Annotated in this window: 11 protein-coding genes and 1 pseudogene; all 12 read left to right on the top strand. The window is 38.0% G+C overall.

Annotation, left to right across the window (positions count from 1 at the left end):
- Nucleotides 1–1,522 (top strand): annotated as a pseudogene (locus tag AC3WV0_RS05520) (hypothetical protein); the annotation flags it as partial.
- 138 nt (nt 1,523–1,660) lie between these two features.
- Entirely contained in the window at nt 1,661–2,395 is a 735-nt protein-coding gene (locus AC3WV0_RS05515; RefSeq protein ID WP_488844678.1) for a DNA-binding domain-containing protein, read from the top strand.
- A gap of 994 nt (nt 2,396–3,389) precedes the next feature.
- Entirely contained in the window at nt 3,390–5,879 is a 2,490-nt protein-coding gene (locus AC3WV0_RS05510; RefSeq protein WP_488844676.1) for a beta-mannosidase, read from the top strand.
- A gap of 22 nt (nt 5,880–5,901) precedes the next feature.
- Entirely contained in the window at nt 5,902–6,810 is a 909-nt protein-coding gene (locus tag AC3WV0_RS05505) for an AEC family transporter (protein WP_488844674.1), read from the top strand.
- Nucleotides 6,811–7,251: 441 nt separating this feature from the next.
- Nucleotides 7,252–9,699: a replication restart helicase PriA gene (priA, locus tag AC3WV0_RS05500; protein WP_488844672.1), complete on the top strand. Its 2,448-nt coding sequence runs from the start codon at nt 7,252–7,254 to the stop codon at nt 9,697–9,699.
- A gap of 159 nt (nt 9,700–9,858) precedes the next feature.
- Nucleotides 9,859–11,331, top strand: coding sequence for a D-alanyl-D-alanine carboxypeptidase/D-alanyl-D-alanine endopeptidase (dacB, locus tag AC3WV0_RS05495; RefSeq protein ID WP_488844670.1), 1,473 nt, complete (start codon nt 9,859–9,861; stop codon nt 11,329–11,331).
- 85 nt (nt 11,332–11,416) lie between these two features.
- Nucleotides 11,417–13,336 carry a M1 family metallopeptidase gene (locus tag AC3WV0_RS05490; RefSeq protein WP_488844668.1) on the top strand — a complete coding sequence of 640 codons (1,920 nt, stop codon included), beginning with the start codon at nt 11,417–11,419 and terminating at the stop codon, nt 13,334–13,336.
- Nucleotides 13,337–13,477: 141 nt separating this feature from the next.
- On the top strand, nt 13,478–14,380 hold the full coding sequence (locus AC3WV0_RS05485; RefSeq protein WP_488844666.1) for a T9SS type A sorting domain-containing protein: 903 nt from the start codon (nt 13,478–13,480) through the stop codon (nt 14,378–14,380).
- A 102-nt stretch (nt 14,381–14,482) separates the two neighbouring features.
- Nucleotides 14,483–15,679 carry a glycine C-acetyltransferase gene (gene kbl / locus AC3WV0_RS05480; RefSeq protein WP_488844664.1) on the top strand — a complete coding sequence of 399 codons (1,197 nt, stop codon included), beginning with the start codon at nt 14,483–14,485 and terminating at the stop codon, nt 15,677–15,679.
- A gap of 70 nt (nt 15,680–15,749) precedes the next feature.
- A complete protein-coding gene (locus AC3WV0_RS05475) occupies nt 15,750–16,184 on the top strand; it encodes a toxin-antitoxin system YwqK family antitoxin (protein WP_488844662.1) in 435 nt (144 codons plus the stop codon).
- 156 nt (nt 16,185–16,340) lie between these two features.
- Complete coding sequence (locus AC3WV0_RS05470; protein ID WP_488844660.1) at nt 16,341–16,889, top strand: CopD family protein; 549 nt, start codon at nt 16,341–16,343, stop codon at nt 16,887–16,889.
- Between the two features lie 84 nt (nt 16,890–16,973).
- Entirely contained in the window at nt 16,974–17,702 is a 729-nt protein-coding gene (locus AC3WV0_RS05465) for an ABC transporter permease (RefSeq protein ID WP_488844658.1), read from the top strand.
- The last annotated feature ends 2 nt before the right edge of the window (nt 17,703–17,704 follow it).

Raw genomic sequence — 17,704 nt, 5'->3', positions numbered from 1 at the left:
TACCGCCGGAACCGGACTCACCCTGACAGGAACTTCCTTTTCAGCGAATGATGCTACGGCAATGACAAAAGGAATTATACAACTGGCAGGAGATTTAGCAGGACCTGTTGCTGCCCCTACCATTGCAGCTAACGCCGTAACTTCTTCTAAAATAGCAGATGGTGCAGTAACAGCTTCAAAGCTTAACCAGATGTCCGCCACTTCAGGACAGGTACTGGGTTGGAACGGAACAGCCTGGGCCCCTACTGCCAATGGAATAAGTACTACCCTGAACAACGGAAACATCTTAGTGGGGAATGCCTCAAATGTGGCCACGGCCGTAAGTCCGACAGGAGACGTTACCATTACCAATGCAGGAGTAACCAGTGTTGACAAGCTAAAGGGCAAAACATTATCAGCGACTGCACCTACCAACGGACAGGTATTGAAATACAATACCACCACAAGTGCCTGGGAACCTGCTGCGGATACTGATACTAATACAACTTATACCGGTTCTGCCTCTATTAACCTAAACGGAACCAGTTTTGAGAGAACTGCTCTATCAGGAGATGTAACAGCCTCTGCCAACAGCAATACCACAACAATAGCAGCTAACGCCGTAACTTCTGCTAAAATAGCAGATGGTGCGGTAACAGCTTCAAAGCTTAACCAGATGTCTGCCTCTTCAGGACAGGTACTGGGTTGGAACGGAACAGCCTGGGCCCCTACTGCCAGTGATAACACCAATGATGCCTGGATCAATGATACCGCCAATGGTCTTGTAAAATTGGGAACCAAAGCAGATGGGACAGCCAGAGCAGCAGGAGCAGACTTCGTTGTAAAAGATAATGGGCAAGTCGGAATTGGAACAAGCAGCCCGAATGCAAGCGCAGCTTTGGATATTACAGCTAGTAATAAAGGATTATTAATTCCTAGAGTAGCATTAACCAGCACAATAGATCAGGCTACAGTAGCTACACCAGCAAATGGACTTATAGTATATAATACCGCCACTACGACAGGTGCAAATGCTGTTGAAGCTAACTACATGTATATTTGGAATGGTTCTGGATGGGGAAAGCTGGCCACTAGCTCTAATTCAGCATTTATTCCTTCAACTAATTTAGTACTTAAGTCAAATACTAATCAGTTAACATATGAATATAGTGGGATTGCAAATTTAAATACACAAGTTATTCAAATTAGTGATGGCAACTGGAACTCTACCACTAATACTTATACAGTGCCTTCTGACGGTACCTATCAGTTTGCATTGTCCGAAACTGTAATTTACTCAGCTAATACGGTTTTTTCTCATGCTGCTGGAGTGTCGGTTGCTGGAAATTTTTATAAGTTAATTAGTAATACTTCAACTTGGCAAGGGGGAGCCAATTCAGGAGAAAATTACGGTGGAACGATCGTATTATATCTGACGGCCGGTACTACAATAAAAGTTTCCTATCAAAACTGTGGTTGCAGTTATGGGATGACTTATAATATTAAAAATGTTATTTTCTCAGTGGTAAAACTATCAAATTAGTGATCATGTCCCCCTGTTGGTGCGAGCATCACGCCAGCAATACGACAATAACTACATTAATTAATCCTAACCCTAACAGGGTTGAGACCCCGTTAGGGTTTATAATAACAATTTAACAACCAATTAAAACAAACAACAATGGCAAACATTCTCCACAAAATCAAAGCGTATCTCTACGATAACACGTTAACCAAAGACAATCCCAATGATTTCATTGCCCGCACCGCAAGCGAGCGTTCGCTTTCTGTAAAGCAGATCTGTGAAGCCGCTGCCAGCCGTGGCGGTGCAGATGTTTCCTCTTCGGCAATGGAACATGCAACTGAGCTCTTCCTGAAAGAAATGGCCTACCAGCTTTGCGATGGCTTTTCCGTAAATACTGGTTACTTTACGGCAAGCACAACTATTAGAGGTGTATTTGATAGCCCGTCGGAGACTTTTAACAAAGACAAACACAGTATTATTTTCCAGTTTAACCAGGGAGAAAAGCTTAGGGCAGAGATTCCTAATATTGAGGTTAATATTCTTGGTGTGGCAGAATCTTCTGCCGTTATCTTACAGGTAACGGATGTGAAGAGTGGTTCGGTGAATGATCTGCTTACGCCAGGCAGAAACCTGAAGATTGTCGGAAGCAAGATCAAAGTCGCCGGCGAAGATTCTTCGGTAGGGATCTATTTTGTAGAAACTTCAACACAGGGAAGAACCAAAGTAGAGCAAAGTGATATTGTCACCAACAATCCTTCTGAACTCATGGTAGTGATCCCTGCATTGGCTGCGGGAACCTATAATCTGGAAGTGGTGACGCAGTTCACGCAAGGCGCTCTTTTGAAAGAAGTTCGAACGGCTACCCTTGATAAAGTACTGACTGTGGTGTAAGAGAAAAGGAAGCGCTACAGTCAACACCGTGTTGACCGCCCGATCAAGGGTGCGTTGACCGCTCGGTCAAGGGTGTGTTGACCGCCCGAGTGTGGGGGTGTTGACCGTACGGAGGTAATATAGTACCAAAGTAAGGCTCATCAGTGTAAGAGTCCATCATTCCATCGTAAAGGTGGGTATTTTCATCAGTGTGTTACTCCGGTTGGGAAATCTTTCCCGGCCGGAGTTTTTTTGTGGCTTTGAGGAATGTGGCTTCGGCTCCGCTCAGCCACCGTCGCGTTATAGTGTTTTAGAGTTGGAGCGAGAATTTTAGAGTATAATGAGTATGGATATTCTACGAAGCGACAAAAAGTAGTCGGCTGGCGGGGCCTGAGGTTCTCGAAGGCCCGCATTATACTTTAAGGATTGGTAGCTTCGAGTCGCCTCAGCCACCATTCAATGGCAGCCATCGCGTACCTTGTCATCCTGAAAGGATCTAAGCATGAATCTTTCCATCCAATACTACCAACAATGCCGAGATTCCTACGGATGACAAAAGTGTGGGCCAGTGTATGAGGATTGGAGGCTTTTAGAGTATGAGGGTTTCAGCGTCTTAGTGTGTGTGGATATTCCTGCGGAACGTCGGGGTTGTCGAATGGCGGAGCCTGAGCGGAGTCGAAGGACCGCTTTACTTTGGAAGGGCTGGTGGCTTCGAGTTTCCTCAGCCACCTTTTAGTAGGAGAACTTTTATCGTTCGTCGGGAATTTCAATATCCATACCGTCTAAACTCTTATATTCTATAACCCTCCAACTCTCCAACTAAAAGGTGACTTCGACAAGCTCAGCCACATTTCTTTTGAAAATTCAGACATGAAATAAAGAGTAGTGAGAAGCGGAAGATAATCATTAATTTTATATTTTTAATTGATGTAGCGTGAGTTCGGTTTTTATGATAAATCTGTTTAAGCAGGTTTGATGTATTTAAAGGAACTCCGGGATTGATAAACCCATTATAATGAACAAAATTTTACTTTTCTCCTTCTTATGTATTCAGCTTTTCATTAATGCACAGCTTTCTGAACGGAATTTATCGTCTGAAAAATGGCAATTTAAAAATGCAAAAGAAACAAAATGGATGTCCGCTACAGTGCCGGGAACTGTTCATTTGGATTTAATGAAAAACAACGTGATTCTGGATCCGTATAAAGATGAAAACGAGAAAAAAGTACAGTGGATAGAAAATGAAGACTGGGATTATCAGACGAAATTCATCATGTCATCAAAAGAACTGCAGAACCAAAATATTGATCTGATATTTCTGGGTTTAGATACGTTTTCTGAAATTTATTTAAATGGAAAACTGTTGAAAAAGACAGATAATATGTTCCGAAAGTGGACAATTCCAGTTAAGCAATATGTAAAAACCGGTGAAAATCTTCTACAAATTAAATTCAAATCTTCTGTAAATGTCGGAAAAGAATTAGCACAAAAAGTTTCTTTTACCGTACCGGAATCACCAAGAAGTTTTGTGAGAAAAGCACAATATCAGTTCGGTTGGGACTGGGGCCCGAGATTAGTAACAGCAGGAATCTGGAAAGATGTAAAACTGGAATATTGGAACCAGGCGAAACTCGAAAATATTAAAATTGAACAGAAAAAACCAACGTCAACAAGAGCGGATTTAAATATTTATCCGGAAATTTTTGTTGATGAAGAAGGGAAATATAAAGTTTCAGTCAATGGTAAATCTCAGGAATTTACTTTAAAACAAGGATTAAATACTTTATCAATTCCTTATCAGATCAACAATCCGAAACTTTGGCAGCCGAATGGATGGGGAAAACAAAATTTATATGATTTTAAAATTTCTTTACAAAAAAACTCAAAAAACATCGATGAAAAGTCAGAACGAATCGGATTGAGAACGGTTGAATTAATTCAGGAAAAAGATGCAAAAGGAAAGTCTTTTTATTTCAAGGTAAATGGAAAAGCAATGTACGCCAAAGGAACAAACTGGATTCCTGGTGACAGTTTTTCACCGAGAATGACAAGAGAAAAGTATCAAAAGCTCATTAAAGACTGTAAAGATGCCAATATGAATATGATCCGTGTTTGGGGCGGCGGAATTTATGAAGATGATGAATTCTACAAAGCCTGCGATGAAAATGGGATTTTGGTTTGGCAGGATTTTATGTTTGCGGGAAGCTTTTATCCGGCTGATGAAAACTTTCAGAAAAATGTTGAATTGGAAGTTAAAGATCAGGTGGAAAGACTCCAGAATTATGCGTCATTAGCTTTATGGTGCGGAAATAATGAAGTCGATGAAGCGATTGTCAACTGGGGATATCAAAAGCAATTTAAATATTCAAAAGAAGACTCGTTGCAGGTTTGGAAAGATTATAACAAAATTTTTCATGAAGTCATTCCGAATGCCATTAAAAAATATGCTGTAAATGATAAAAATATTTACTGGCCAAGTTCACCATCCATCGGGTGGGGACATAAGGAAAGTTTAACCGAGGGAGATTCCCATTACTGGGGCGTTTGGTGGGGCGAACAGCCGTTTGAAATATATAACGAAAAAGTTCCGCGGTTTGCATCTGAATATGGTTTTCAGGGAATGCCAACCTTAGAAACTACAAAGTCAATGTTTTCGGGAAAACCGGATTTGAGTTTACAGAATGCAACTATCAAAGCACACGAAAAACACGCCAGAGGCTGGGAAATTATCGACAATTATATGAAACGGGATTATACAGTTCCGACAGATTTTGTGAAATACAATTATGTTTCCCAACTCCTTCAGGCACGCGGAATGCAGATTGCGATTGAAGCTCACCGCCGCGCAAAACCTTACAATATGGGAACGCTGTACTGGCAGCTGAATGATTGCTGGCCTGTCGTTTCATGGTCGTCGATTGATTACCTTGGAAACTGGAAAGCGTTGCATTATCAGATAAAAAGAAGCTTTGAAAATCAGATAATTTTGCCGGAAGAGAAAGATGAGGTTTTAGACTTTTATGTGATTAACGATGAGTTGAAAACATTCGGGAACGTATCGTTAGATTTTGATATTCTAAAACTTAATGGTGAGAAAAAAGGTTCAGGAGGAACGGCAGAAATCAAAACCTTGGAATCCAACGGAATATTAAATTTTGATTCTTTTTTACTGGAAGAAATCATTGGAGATGAAGACAGGAATGAACTTTTTTTACATTTAATGTTAAAAGACGAAAAAGATAACATCATTACGGAAAGCAATTATTTCTTTTCAAAACCGAAAGATTTAAAGCTTCCAAAACCAAATATTCAGATCAGGAAAATCTCTGCTACAGAAATTGAAGTTTCTACGGATGTGTTGGCGAAAGATGTTTATTTAATTGGCGATACCCATTTCAGTGACAATTTTTTCGATTTACTTCCCGGAACTTCAAAGAGAATTAAACTATCAAAACCGTTGGAAAAAATTGAGGTAATGAGTCTTTGGGAGGCAATGAATCCGTAAATTTGCATCATAATTTCGAATTATGATAAATTTTGTTCTGATTGCGGTTTGTATTGTAGCGGGAATGGTTCTAAAAGCAACAAAATCTATCCATCCGGATGCCCATAAAGGAATCAATACCTGGATTCTGTATCTGGCACTTCCCGCGGTATCTTTCAAATATCTTCCCTACATCAACTGGACGGTCGAAATGCTTTTTCCGATCGTAGCGACTTTTATGATATCGGTTTTCGGGTTTCTGTTTATTATGTTTTACAGCAAGGCAAAAGGCTATTCCAGACGGTCAAGGAGTACGATGGAACTGATAAGCAGTTACAGCAATACTTCATTTATCGGTTTTCCGCTGGTTTCTGCTTTTTATGGGGAACGTTTATTGAGCATTGCCGTGATCTGTGATCAGACTATGTTTTTTGCATTGTCCACACTGGGAATTATTGCGGCTGTAAAAGGCGGAAGCACGTCAGGAAAAGTAAGTGCAAAATTTATCCTGAAAAGACTGATCACTTTTCCTCCGCTCATAGGCTGCATTTCGGCATTAGCGCTATCTCAGTTTATTGATTTCAGTTGGGCAGAACCGGTTTTTGACAAACTTGCGGCTACCGTAAGTCCGTTGGCGCTGTTTTCAGTGGGATTACAATTGAAATTCAACGGGTGGAAAAAGCTGATTCCCCAAATGTCTGTTTCAATGCTGTACAAACTCATTCTGGCGCCGGTCATCACGCTTGCTTTTGCACTTTTAATTGGCATAAAAGGAGATATTGCCAGAATCACCATTTTTGAAGCTGCCATGCCTACCGTTCTTACCTCCAGTATCATTGCCGAACAGTTCAGACTCAATACAAAACTGACCAACCTCACGATAGGTTTCAGTATTATCATTGGAATTTTCACTTCTGCAATATGGTACGAAATTATTGAATATTTTTTCTGATCGACTCATAAAAACTCTAAAGCTCTCACACTCTTAAACTCGTAAAACACTCCAGCCTGATCAGGAGCTTTTTCCGGCTTTCCACTATATCTTTTGGGTTACGGGCTCCGCTCCGCCCGCAACCCAAAAGGATGTCGTTTCAATCCGGGCTAGGATAGTTGTCTTTTGTATTCATTTTCGTATCAAGATCAGATATTGGCTTAATTAGTAAAGAGAGATTTAATTTTAATCAGATTTAATACTCATTTGCTGAACATAAACTGAAGGTTTACGAACGAAGTTCAGCCTTTGCAACCGGAAAATATCCAGTAAAAAATAACAAAATCTTTGCGTTTCTCTGCGTTAAAAAACTTTGCTTAATCACATCATTCATCACAATGATCTGATAAAAAATTGCAGTTCACAAAAGAAAAAATTAATTTTACATTTTAAATATTTCCCTTGAATTACGCCCAAATTGTTTTACCATTAAATTTAAAAGGATCTTTTACATACAAAGTTCCTGAAGATCTCATTCCTCAGATCGAAGTGGGAATGCGGGTGCTGGTTCCGTTTGGAGGAAAGAAAATTTATACGGGAATTGTTTTCGAGCTTCATGACCTGGCTCCCGAAAATTTTGTAGCAAAAGAAGTCATCAGTATTCTGGATGATAAGCCGATCGTTCCGGAAGGGCAAATCAGGTTCTGGAACTGGCTTTCAGAATATTATTTGTGCGGGCTTGGGGAAATTTATCGTTTTGCGTTTCCGTCTTCCTTAAAGCTGGAAAGTGAAACCTATCTAAAGTTGAAACCCAATATTACGGTTGATTTTGAAATTCTGGACGTCAATGAAATGTATCTTATCCAGGCATTAGAAGTACGACAGCTGATTAATTTAACAGATATTGAAGCTTTTATCCCGAAAAAAGATATCATCAAAACTATTAATTCACTGATTGATCTTCAATACATCGAGATTGATGAAAAAATTGCGGAAAAATATAAGGCAAAAGAAGTAGCTTACGTTAAAATTAATGATGAGGTTTTGAAGAATCAGCATTTAACTGAAATTCTTCTACAACTAAGCAGAGCTAAAAAACAGAAAGAACTCTTCCTTCATATTCTTGAATTACAAACCGAAAATCCGGATGTTCTCATTAAAAAATCAGAACTTTTTGAAGACGGTTATTTTGGAAGTTCTCATTTTAAAGCGTTGGCGGATAAGAATCTTGTTGAAGAATATTATGTTCAGAAAGACCGGCTTGAAAGCTATGAAGGGGAAATTGAAGAAATCGAAGAACTTTCCGAAGCCCAGAAAGCGGCAAAACAGGAGATTGATGAAGCCTTTGAAGAAGGGAGGAATGTGCTGCTTCATGGAGTCACTTCTTCAGGCAAGACCCATATTTATTTAGATAAAATAGAAGAATGCATTAGTGAAGGGAAAAATGTATTGTTTCTGCTTCCTGAAATTTCTTTGACGAAACAGATTACCCAAAGATTAGAAAAGAAATACGGACGAAAACTTGGTTTTTATCATCAGAAATTGACTGATTTTGAAAGGGTTGAAGTTTGGAGGAGAATCAGACAAAATGATATCAGCATTCTTGTAGGAACCAGAAATGCTTTATTTTTACCTTTTCAGAATCTGGGACTGATCGTTGTGGATGAAGAACACGATTCAGCGTACAGGCCGCGTGAAGTTTCACCTTATTTTAATGCCAAAGATGCGGCTTTGGTGTTGGGAAATTTCTATGGTGCGAACGTCATTCTAGGCTCTGCAACTCCTTCCGTTGAAAGCTACTACAACGCTAGGAAAGATAAAATGGCTTATGTTTTTCTTGAAGAACGTTTCGGGAATGTCAATCTTCCGGAATATGAACTGATCAATTTTAAGGAAGCCCAGGATTCCAAAAAAGTTTCCGGGAATTTTTCTTTACAGGTAATTGATGAAATTAAGAAAGTTTTAGAAGAGAAAAATCAGATAATTGTCCTTCACAACCGCCGTGGTTATGCCAATGTAGTGGAATGTGAGACCTGCGGATATGTGAATTATTGCTCCAATTGTGATGTCGTGATGACGTATCATAAAGCTGCTAATGAAATGAAATGCCATTATTGCGGCCAGAGAGCTTCCAAACCGAAAACCTGCCCGAAATGCTATTCGGAAAACCTGAATGAGCGTGGCGTAGGCGTAGAACAGATCCATGAAGAGGTTTCAAAATTATTTCCGGATCATGAAGTCGATCGGATGGATGTCGATTCGATGAGGAAGAAATTTGCCTACGAAAGACTGTATGAGAAAATAGAAGATCGTGAAACTGATATTGTCGTAGGAACTCAGATGATTTCCAAAGGACTGGATTTTAATCATATTGAGCTGGTAGCCATTCCCAAGGCAGATTCTTTATTGTATGTTCAGGACTTCAGGGCGGAGGAGCGTGCATATCAACTCATTACACAGGTTTCCGGTAGAGCAGGAAGAGTCTCGGGGAAAGGAAAAATTGTTATTCAGACTTTTAATCCTGATCATTCTGTTTTTCAATTAATTAAAATAAATAATCCGGCAAAGATTTATAAATACATTTTAACCGAACGTCAGAAATTTCACTATCCACCGTTTACAAAGCTTATTATGATAGAGCTGAAGCATAGAAAAGAGGATAAAGCGAACAGAGCTTCGCAGTTTTTGGGCTCTATCCTCAGAAAGTATCTTCCTGAAGACTGCGTTTTGGGTCCTGAAAAAGCACAGATCGCAAAACTTAACAATCTCTATCAGTTTCAGATTATGCTTAAGCTTCCACGTGGCAAAAAGTATGAAGAATATAAAAAACTGGTTTTAACAAGTTTGAAAGAATTTGACGAAATTACTGCATACCAAAGCATTAAAAAAGAAGTTTTTGTTGATTTTTAACATATTTTAACAAATTTTATAGGGTTTTATAAGAGGGCACGGCGCCTACTTTTAGCAATATTTTCTACATTTGGTCGTTGATTATATGTTTGGAGTTTCATTTTCAATTTAACCAATTGACTGGCAAGCGATCCAAACTATAGCAAAATGAAAAAATAGATGGTAAATTTCAGAAAGTATATTTCAGGTGTTGCGGTGCTGGCCTCAGGATTTTTTCTTGCCCAGTCTACCGTTTCTACAGTTCTATATTCTCAGGCTTACGAAAATCAGAGCAGCAGCTTAAACTTACCTTCTCCCATTACTTCAATGGTAGAGAAAACAGTTTTGTCGGCCAAAGAACTTGTAGATATTAATGTAAACACAATGATGACCGATCCGGTGCTGAAAAATGCAACCTGGGGATTCGTAGTGTACGACCCGAAAACGAAGAAAGTAATCTCTTCGTATAACGAAAATACTCCTTTAGTTCCTGCTTCCACAACAAAATTATTAACCACAGAAACAGCAATGAGCATGCTGGGTGAAAATTACCGTTGGAATACGCAGCTGGAATACTCAGGAAGTATTGATGAAAATGGAGTTCTGAACGGAAATCTCTATATCGTAGGAAGTGGCGACCCATCTTTAGGAACCAATAAAGGTGGTGCATGGACGTACAGAGATATTGTTTCAGATTTTAAAGAAGGTCTTTCTCGTGAAGGAATCAAAAAGGTAAATGGTGATATTATCATCCAGACAGCGCTTTTCAAAGGCAATATTTCGAAGCTTCCGGAAAATGTTGTTTGGCTGGAAAACAATAATTACTATCTTCCTGTTGGTACAACACGCGAGATCAACCCTGCAAACGAAAAACTGATCGTTAAAAAATCAACCAATTTCTCTACAGAAAAGAAATTTTTCTACGTTTCTCCTTACAACCATCAGATGGTATATGCCGATAAATACGAAGGAGATCCTATTTTAACTACAAAGTTACCCGACGCTCCGGCTTATCTTGCCAATACCTTCAGAACAACATTGGTGAAAAGCGGAATTCCTGTTACCGGAAAAGTCACCCCTAAAATGACAGATGCCAATCCTGAAAGCAGAAAGTTGATTTCAACCTACAAATCTCCTACTTTAAGCGATATTATTTATTATACCAATCAACATAGTGACAATGGTTTGGCCGAAGCACTTTTAAAGACAGTAGGATTTCAGAGTTTAGGCGATCAGACAACTGAATCTGGACGAAAAGTCGTAACAGAACACCTTAAGAATGAAGGTTTTGATATGATCGGGTTAAATTATATCGACGGAAGCGGACTTTCAAGAAGCAATAATGTAACGCCGATTGCTCAGGCTAAATTTTTAACATCATTAATGGATGAAAAGTATTATAAAACCTATCTGAATTCTTTACCGGTTGGAGGTCAATCAGGAACCCTGAAAAGAATGTTCAACGGTCTTGGAAACGGACAGGTTTTTGCTAAAACAGGAACTTTAAATAAGGTTAAAACTTTAGCAGGATATATGAAAACAAATACGGGAAAAACTTTGGTTTTCTCTTTAATGGTCAACAATTACGCAGGATCGGTCGATATGGTTAAGAAGAGAATGGAGAAAATTCTTGAACCTGCATTAGATTTATAGAATTATTAAAATTTAATTAAGATAAAAACCTTTTGATCAATGATTGAAAGGTTTTTTTATATCTTTGATACAATTTCTGTAGTATATGAGAAAATTTTATTTTTTGCTATTGTGCTTAATTGCTGCACATCATGCGTATGCTCAAAACAATATTGAAAGAAAAGGTCTGATCGCAAAAGAAATGAAGTCTTTTGCTAATAAAATGGCCGTCGGAAATACCAATCCGAACACACTTAACTACGATCTGCAATATCAGAGGATGGATGTTTCCATAGATCCTGCTGTTTACAATATTTCCGGATCTGTAACTTCACATTTCAAGCCTACTCAGAGCATGAACAGCATCTATTTTGATCTGGATGATGAGATGACGGTTTCGCAGGTCGTTTATCATGGTAGTAATCTTAATTTTCAGCAGCTGAGTACCAAAGAAGTTAAGATTGATTTTGCATCTGCTATTCCTGCTAATGTATTAGATTCCCTTACCATCAATTATTCAGGGCAGCCTACTTCAGCAAATAATGCATTTTTTAACGGAACCCAAAGCGGAACAGCTGTTTTATCAACCTTGAGCGAACCTTACGGGGCGCAGGACTGGTTTCCAACCAAGCAGAGTTTAAATGATAAAATTGAAAGATTTGATATAAAAGTTACGACACCATCTCAGTATAATGTGGCTTCTAATGGAAAGCTAATGTCTGAAACACTGCTTGGTAACGGACAGAAACGTACATTCTGGAGAACACAATATCCTACGGCTGCTTATCTCATCGCTCTTTCAGTGACCAATTTTGTAAAACTGAACGACACCATGGGAAATCCACCTTTTCCTTTTGTGAATTATGTTTTCCCTTCAACCGCTTCAAACACAACCAGTATGAGTAATATCGAATGGACCAAAACGGTAATGAATACCTTCGAAACTTATTTTGGACCTTATCCTTTCCGGAATGAAAAATACGGCCACATGGAATTTCAGGCCGGTGGCGGAATGGAGCACCAGACGATGTCATCATTAGGTTCGTGGGGGAGAGGGCTGATCGCACACGAACTGGCCCATCAGTGGTTTGGTGATAAAGTAACCTGCGGTGCGTGGAATGATATCTGGCTCAATGAAGGTTTTGCCACTTTCGGAGAACATGTTGCCAATGAAAAACTTTTAATGACGAATAGTGAGTTCAGGAATTATCTTTTAGGACAGAAAGATTTTATTACCAGTTCTCCAGCCGGAAGTGTGTATGTAGATGATTCTAATTTAACAAATGTGGGGATCATATTTAGTGGAAGACTTTCTTACTCAAAAGGAGCATATGTTCTGCGAATGCTGAAATGGATTTTAGGAGATACCGCTTTTTATCAGGCTATTAAAGAATATCACTCAAGGCCTGCGCTGGCATATAATTATGTGAGAACCCAGGATTTTAATGCTTCTTTATTGACTTCTACAGGACAAGATTTTACAGGGTTTTTCAATGACTGGATTTATGGGCAGGGATATCCGACGTACAACATCCGGTGGAAACAAACCGGAAATACATTGACTTTTAAAGCTTCTCAAACTCAAAGCAGCCCAACAGTAAGCTTTTTTGAATTGCCTTTACCAATAAAAGTAAACGGAACTGCTGGCCAAGTTGCTTATTTTGCATTAAACAACACCTCAAACAATCAGTACTTTACCCAAACAGTAAGCTTTCCGGTAGCAAGTGTTGAGTTTAATTACGATTACCAGATTGTTGAAAAAAATTCTACAGTTACTCAGGATAATACATTAGGAACGAGTGATTTTAATAAAGAAGAATTTGCTTTGTATCCGAATCCCGCCAAAAATGAAATACATGTAAAAGGTATTGATAAACCGACAGATTTTACGATCTATTTTATAGATGGAAAGTTGGTGAGAAAAGGAACTTATCAGCCGGAAAAAGCAATCAGTATTTCAGAGTTGGTTCCTGGAACTTACATTTTTAAGATTAATGATAAGAATGTGAAGTTTTTAAAGAAATAGTTCTTTTAAAATATAATAATTTAAACCTTCAGAATCCCTGAAGGTTTTTCTTGTTTTTCTAAATTTTTGTTAAAAAGTTTAACATTTATATAGGGTTTTAAATTAATTTTTCATAACTTGTTCATTGCTAATTACATTATTATGAAAAAAATTCTATTTTCTCTAGGGACATTTATGTCATTGAGTGTACTGTCGGTCAGTGCACAAACTTCAAAAATTTCATTTGAAGCATCGGAAGGTTATACTGTTGGAAATCTTGGTGGGCAGCAGGGCTGGACAACGTGGGGAGGTATTCCTGTTGCTAATCCTACAGTGGCTGCTTCCAATGCTACAGATGGAGTAAATTCATTTACGATGTTAAGTGAAGGAGATGTTTTGGATTTGTGTGGTATTGAAAAGAATATTTCAAGTCTTGTAACGGGAGATGATGTAGAAATCTCATTTGATTACAGATTTGACGGCTTGGATGGCTCAGATTATGAAATTGCGGTCTATAATGACAATGTAGATTATTATTACACCGCAAGATTAAAAATTGATTATGAAACCGGTACAATGAGTTATAGAACTGCCACTACACTTGTTGATGGTCCTGTACTAAATCCTAATCAATGGTACAATATTAAAATTGGAATTAAAAAATCTACCAATATATTACAGTATTGGGTGAACGGAACCCAGGTGTACAGCGGAGCGTTGGGTACCTATAAAAATGCCCACACGATTGACTTTGTTTATGATGATTTCGGAACAGGATTTAAGGTTGATAATATTCTTGTTGCCAATCTCAGTTCGCTTGCTACGAATGAAGTTTCCAAAAAAGAAAATATCACTATTTCCCCAAATCCGGCAACCGAGGTATTGAATATTGAAACTGATAAAAAAATTATTTCCGCTTTAGTTTTTGATAGTAAAGGAAGTCTCGTAAGAACTCTTTTAAATCCTGATAAAAGAATAAATATTGCCGATTTAGCGACGGGTAATTATTTAATTAAAGTAAAAACGGATACATCTGAATTTACCAAAAAATTCATTAAAAAGTAAAAGTTACATCCTAAGCATTTGAGCATTACAAATTACACAGCCGTTTCATCATTGCGAAACGGCTTTTTTTATTAAATTAGCGAATCTTAAAAATAATTAGAAATGATCTCTAAAAAGTATCTTGAAAATCTACAGAACGAACTGCAAAATATTGAAAACGACGGACTTTACAAAAGAGAAAGAATTATTACTTCTCAGCAAAGCGCAGAAATAGAAGCGAATGGAAAAAAGTTGCTGAACTTCTGTGCCAACAATTATCTGGGATTATCCAATAATCCGGAAGTGATGAAAGCTTCTCAGGATATGATAGAATCCCACGGATACGGTATGTCTTCAGTTCGTTTTATCTGCGGAACTCAGGATATTCACAAGCAATTGGAAAAGAAAATTGCTGATTTTTTAGGTCTTGAAGATACAATCTTGTATGCTGCCTGTTTCGATGCCAATGGTGGTGTTTTCGAACCATTATTTACGGAAGAGGACGCAATCATCTCTGATGAACTGAACCACGCTTCAATTATCGATGGAGTACGTCTTTGTAAAGCAGCAAGATACCGTTATAAAAATAACAATATGGAAGATCTGGAAGCGCAGTTAATTGCAGCTTCTGAAAAAAATCACCGTTTCAAAATCATTGTAACGGATGGTGTATTCTCTATGGACGGAATTGTTGCAGACCTGAAAGGTGTTTGCGCTCTGGCGGATAAATATGATGCGTTGGTAATGGTTGACGATTCTCACGCAACGGGTTTCATCGGAAAAACAGGCCGGGGAACACATGAAGCCAACGAAGTGATGGGTAGAGTAGATATTATTACTTCTACGCTTGGAAAGGCTTTGGGTGGTGCTTTAGGCGGATTTACTTCTGGTAAGAAAGAGATTATCGATATGTTGAGACAGCGTTCAAGACCTTATTTATTTTCAAATTCTTTGGCTCCTGGAATTGTCGGGGCGGCTTTGAAAGTTTTGGATATGATCTCTGAAGATACTTCTCTTCGGGATAAAGTCATGGAAAATGCAGAATATTTCAGAACGGAAATGAAAGCTAAAGGTTTTGATATTCCTGATGGTGACGCTGCGATTGTTCCGGTAATGTTGTATGATGCGCCTTTAGCTCAGAAAATGGCAGAAAAACTGATGGATGAAGGAATATACGTAATAGGATTCTTCTATCCGGTTGTACCGAAAGGAAAAGCAAGAATCAGAGTACAGCTTTCTGCAGCGCATACAAGAGAACATTTAGACAAAGCTATTGCAGCATTCGAAAAAGTAGGAAAAGAATTAAATGTAATTTCTTAAAAATAAATAAGCTCTACGTTTGTAGAATATAAAACAGGATTTCTTATCTTTACAGAAATTCTGTTTTTTTATGCAAAAATTATCCATTTTACTGATCTTTTTAATCTTGGTTTCCTGCAAAACAAAGATCAATCAATATGTTAAAGATGAAAAGAAAGTGAGCAAGAGAGACGGCAAATGGAAAGAAGAATATTCCTCTGATGAAGGAATATTGCACGCTACCGGAAAATATAGAATGGGAGAAAAAGTAGGCGTGTGGAAAATGACATTAAATGGTCGAAAATATCAGAAAGATGTTATCAGAAAAGGAACTACCAGAACCAAAAGATATTTTCCGAATGGAAAAATTATGGAAAAAGGCCAGTCTAAAATAGATGTTTCTGAAAATGAAAGTCATTGGTTTTATTACGGACCCTGGAAATATTATAATGACACGGGAAAACTCCTTTATATCAAAATTTATAATCAGGGACAGAAAACAGACAGCATTTCCATGATCAGGTGAATTTTATTCTAAAATATTTAGTTTATTTTTAAATTTTAGAAGCCTGAAACTTCTTCATTTTTAGTATCCCTTTAATTATCTTATTTTACCGTCATTTTTTTATAATAAACCTTCTTTTTTTGTGAAATAACTTATCTTTGCAAACAAATTTTTCAAATGCTTTATACAATTATAAAAGCACTGCATATCATCTTCATGGTGAGTTATTTTGCCGGGATTTTTTATCTCGTAAGAATTTTTGTGTACTATAAAGACACCGATGAATTTGCTGAGGATAAAAAGAAAATCTTAAGGGAGCAATATACTTTCATGGCAAGAAGACTTTGGAATATCATTACCGTTCCTGCCGGTGTAATCATGACGGTATGCGGATTAATCATGATTTTCCTGAACATGGGACTGATGAAAACCCCTTGGTTTCATTTAAAATTAACTTTCTTAGTAGGATTAGCGATTTACCATTATTGGTGCTGGAAGAAAGTTTTAAAGTTAAAAGAATTAAACGGAAATGCGCTTGAAACGGCCAATATCAAATTAAGGCAGGCAAACGAAATCGCAACTTTTATTTTATTCCTCGTGGTATTCACCGTGATTTTGAAATCCCAGGTCATTGAATACTGGTGGCAATTAATTTCCGGATTTTTCGTTCTGGTATTTCTGATTATGATGACCGTGAAATTGGTTAATAAGAAAAAGAAAAAATGAGATAATGGTGAATTGTGAATGATCGGTTGTGAATTTTTCCACACCTAATTCCTAACACCTATTACTTAAACCCTAAATAAAACTATGATTGCAATTTTAAAAAAGGAACTTTGGAGTTACTTCGGAAACTGGAGCGCATGGGTGATCATTGCGGCTTTCAGTCTGATCGCGACGCTGTTTCTGTTTTTTTTCGACAACGATTCCAATATCTTTGAGATCGGGATGGCTTCTTTACAGAGCTATTTCGTTTTGGTGCCCTGGCTGTTGATGTTCATTATTCCGGCGCTTTCTATGAAGACTTTTGCGGAAGAGCAACAAACGGGAACGTTGAACTGGCTGTTTTCCCAACCTTTGAAAGTTTCGGATCTGGTATTCGGAAAATTCCTTTCGGTATGGATTGTCGGGATATTATGTTTGATTCCTTCGTTGATTTACCTGTACACCGTCTATGTTTTAGGAGTGCCTGAAGGCAACATTGATCTGGGAATGACCTTCGGAAGTTACATCGGATTAATCATTTTAATTGCAGCATTTTCCGGTGTAGGAATTTTGGCTTCTTCGCTTTCACAAAACCAGATTATGGCTTATCTGTTGGGCGTTTTCATGTGTTTCATCATGTATTTTGGAATTGAGCAGCTGGCAAGCTATAAACTGTTGGGAGGTGCAGATTTCATCCTGCAGAATATAGGTTTTTACCAGCATTTTTTAGGCTTTACAAGAGGGCTTATCGATTTTAAAGATGTTGCTTATTTTGCTTTCATTATTGGTGTTACATTAGTTTTGTCCAATCATTTTATAAATAAAAAAAAGTAGAA

Source organism: Chryseobacterium sp. 27AL, from assembly GCF_057815395.1.
This window is presented reverse-complemented; position numbering and strand designations above follow the sequence as displayed.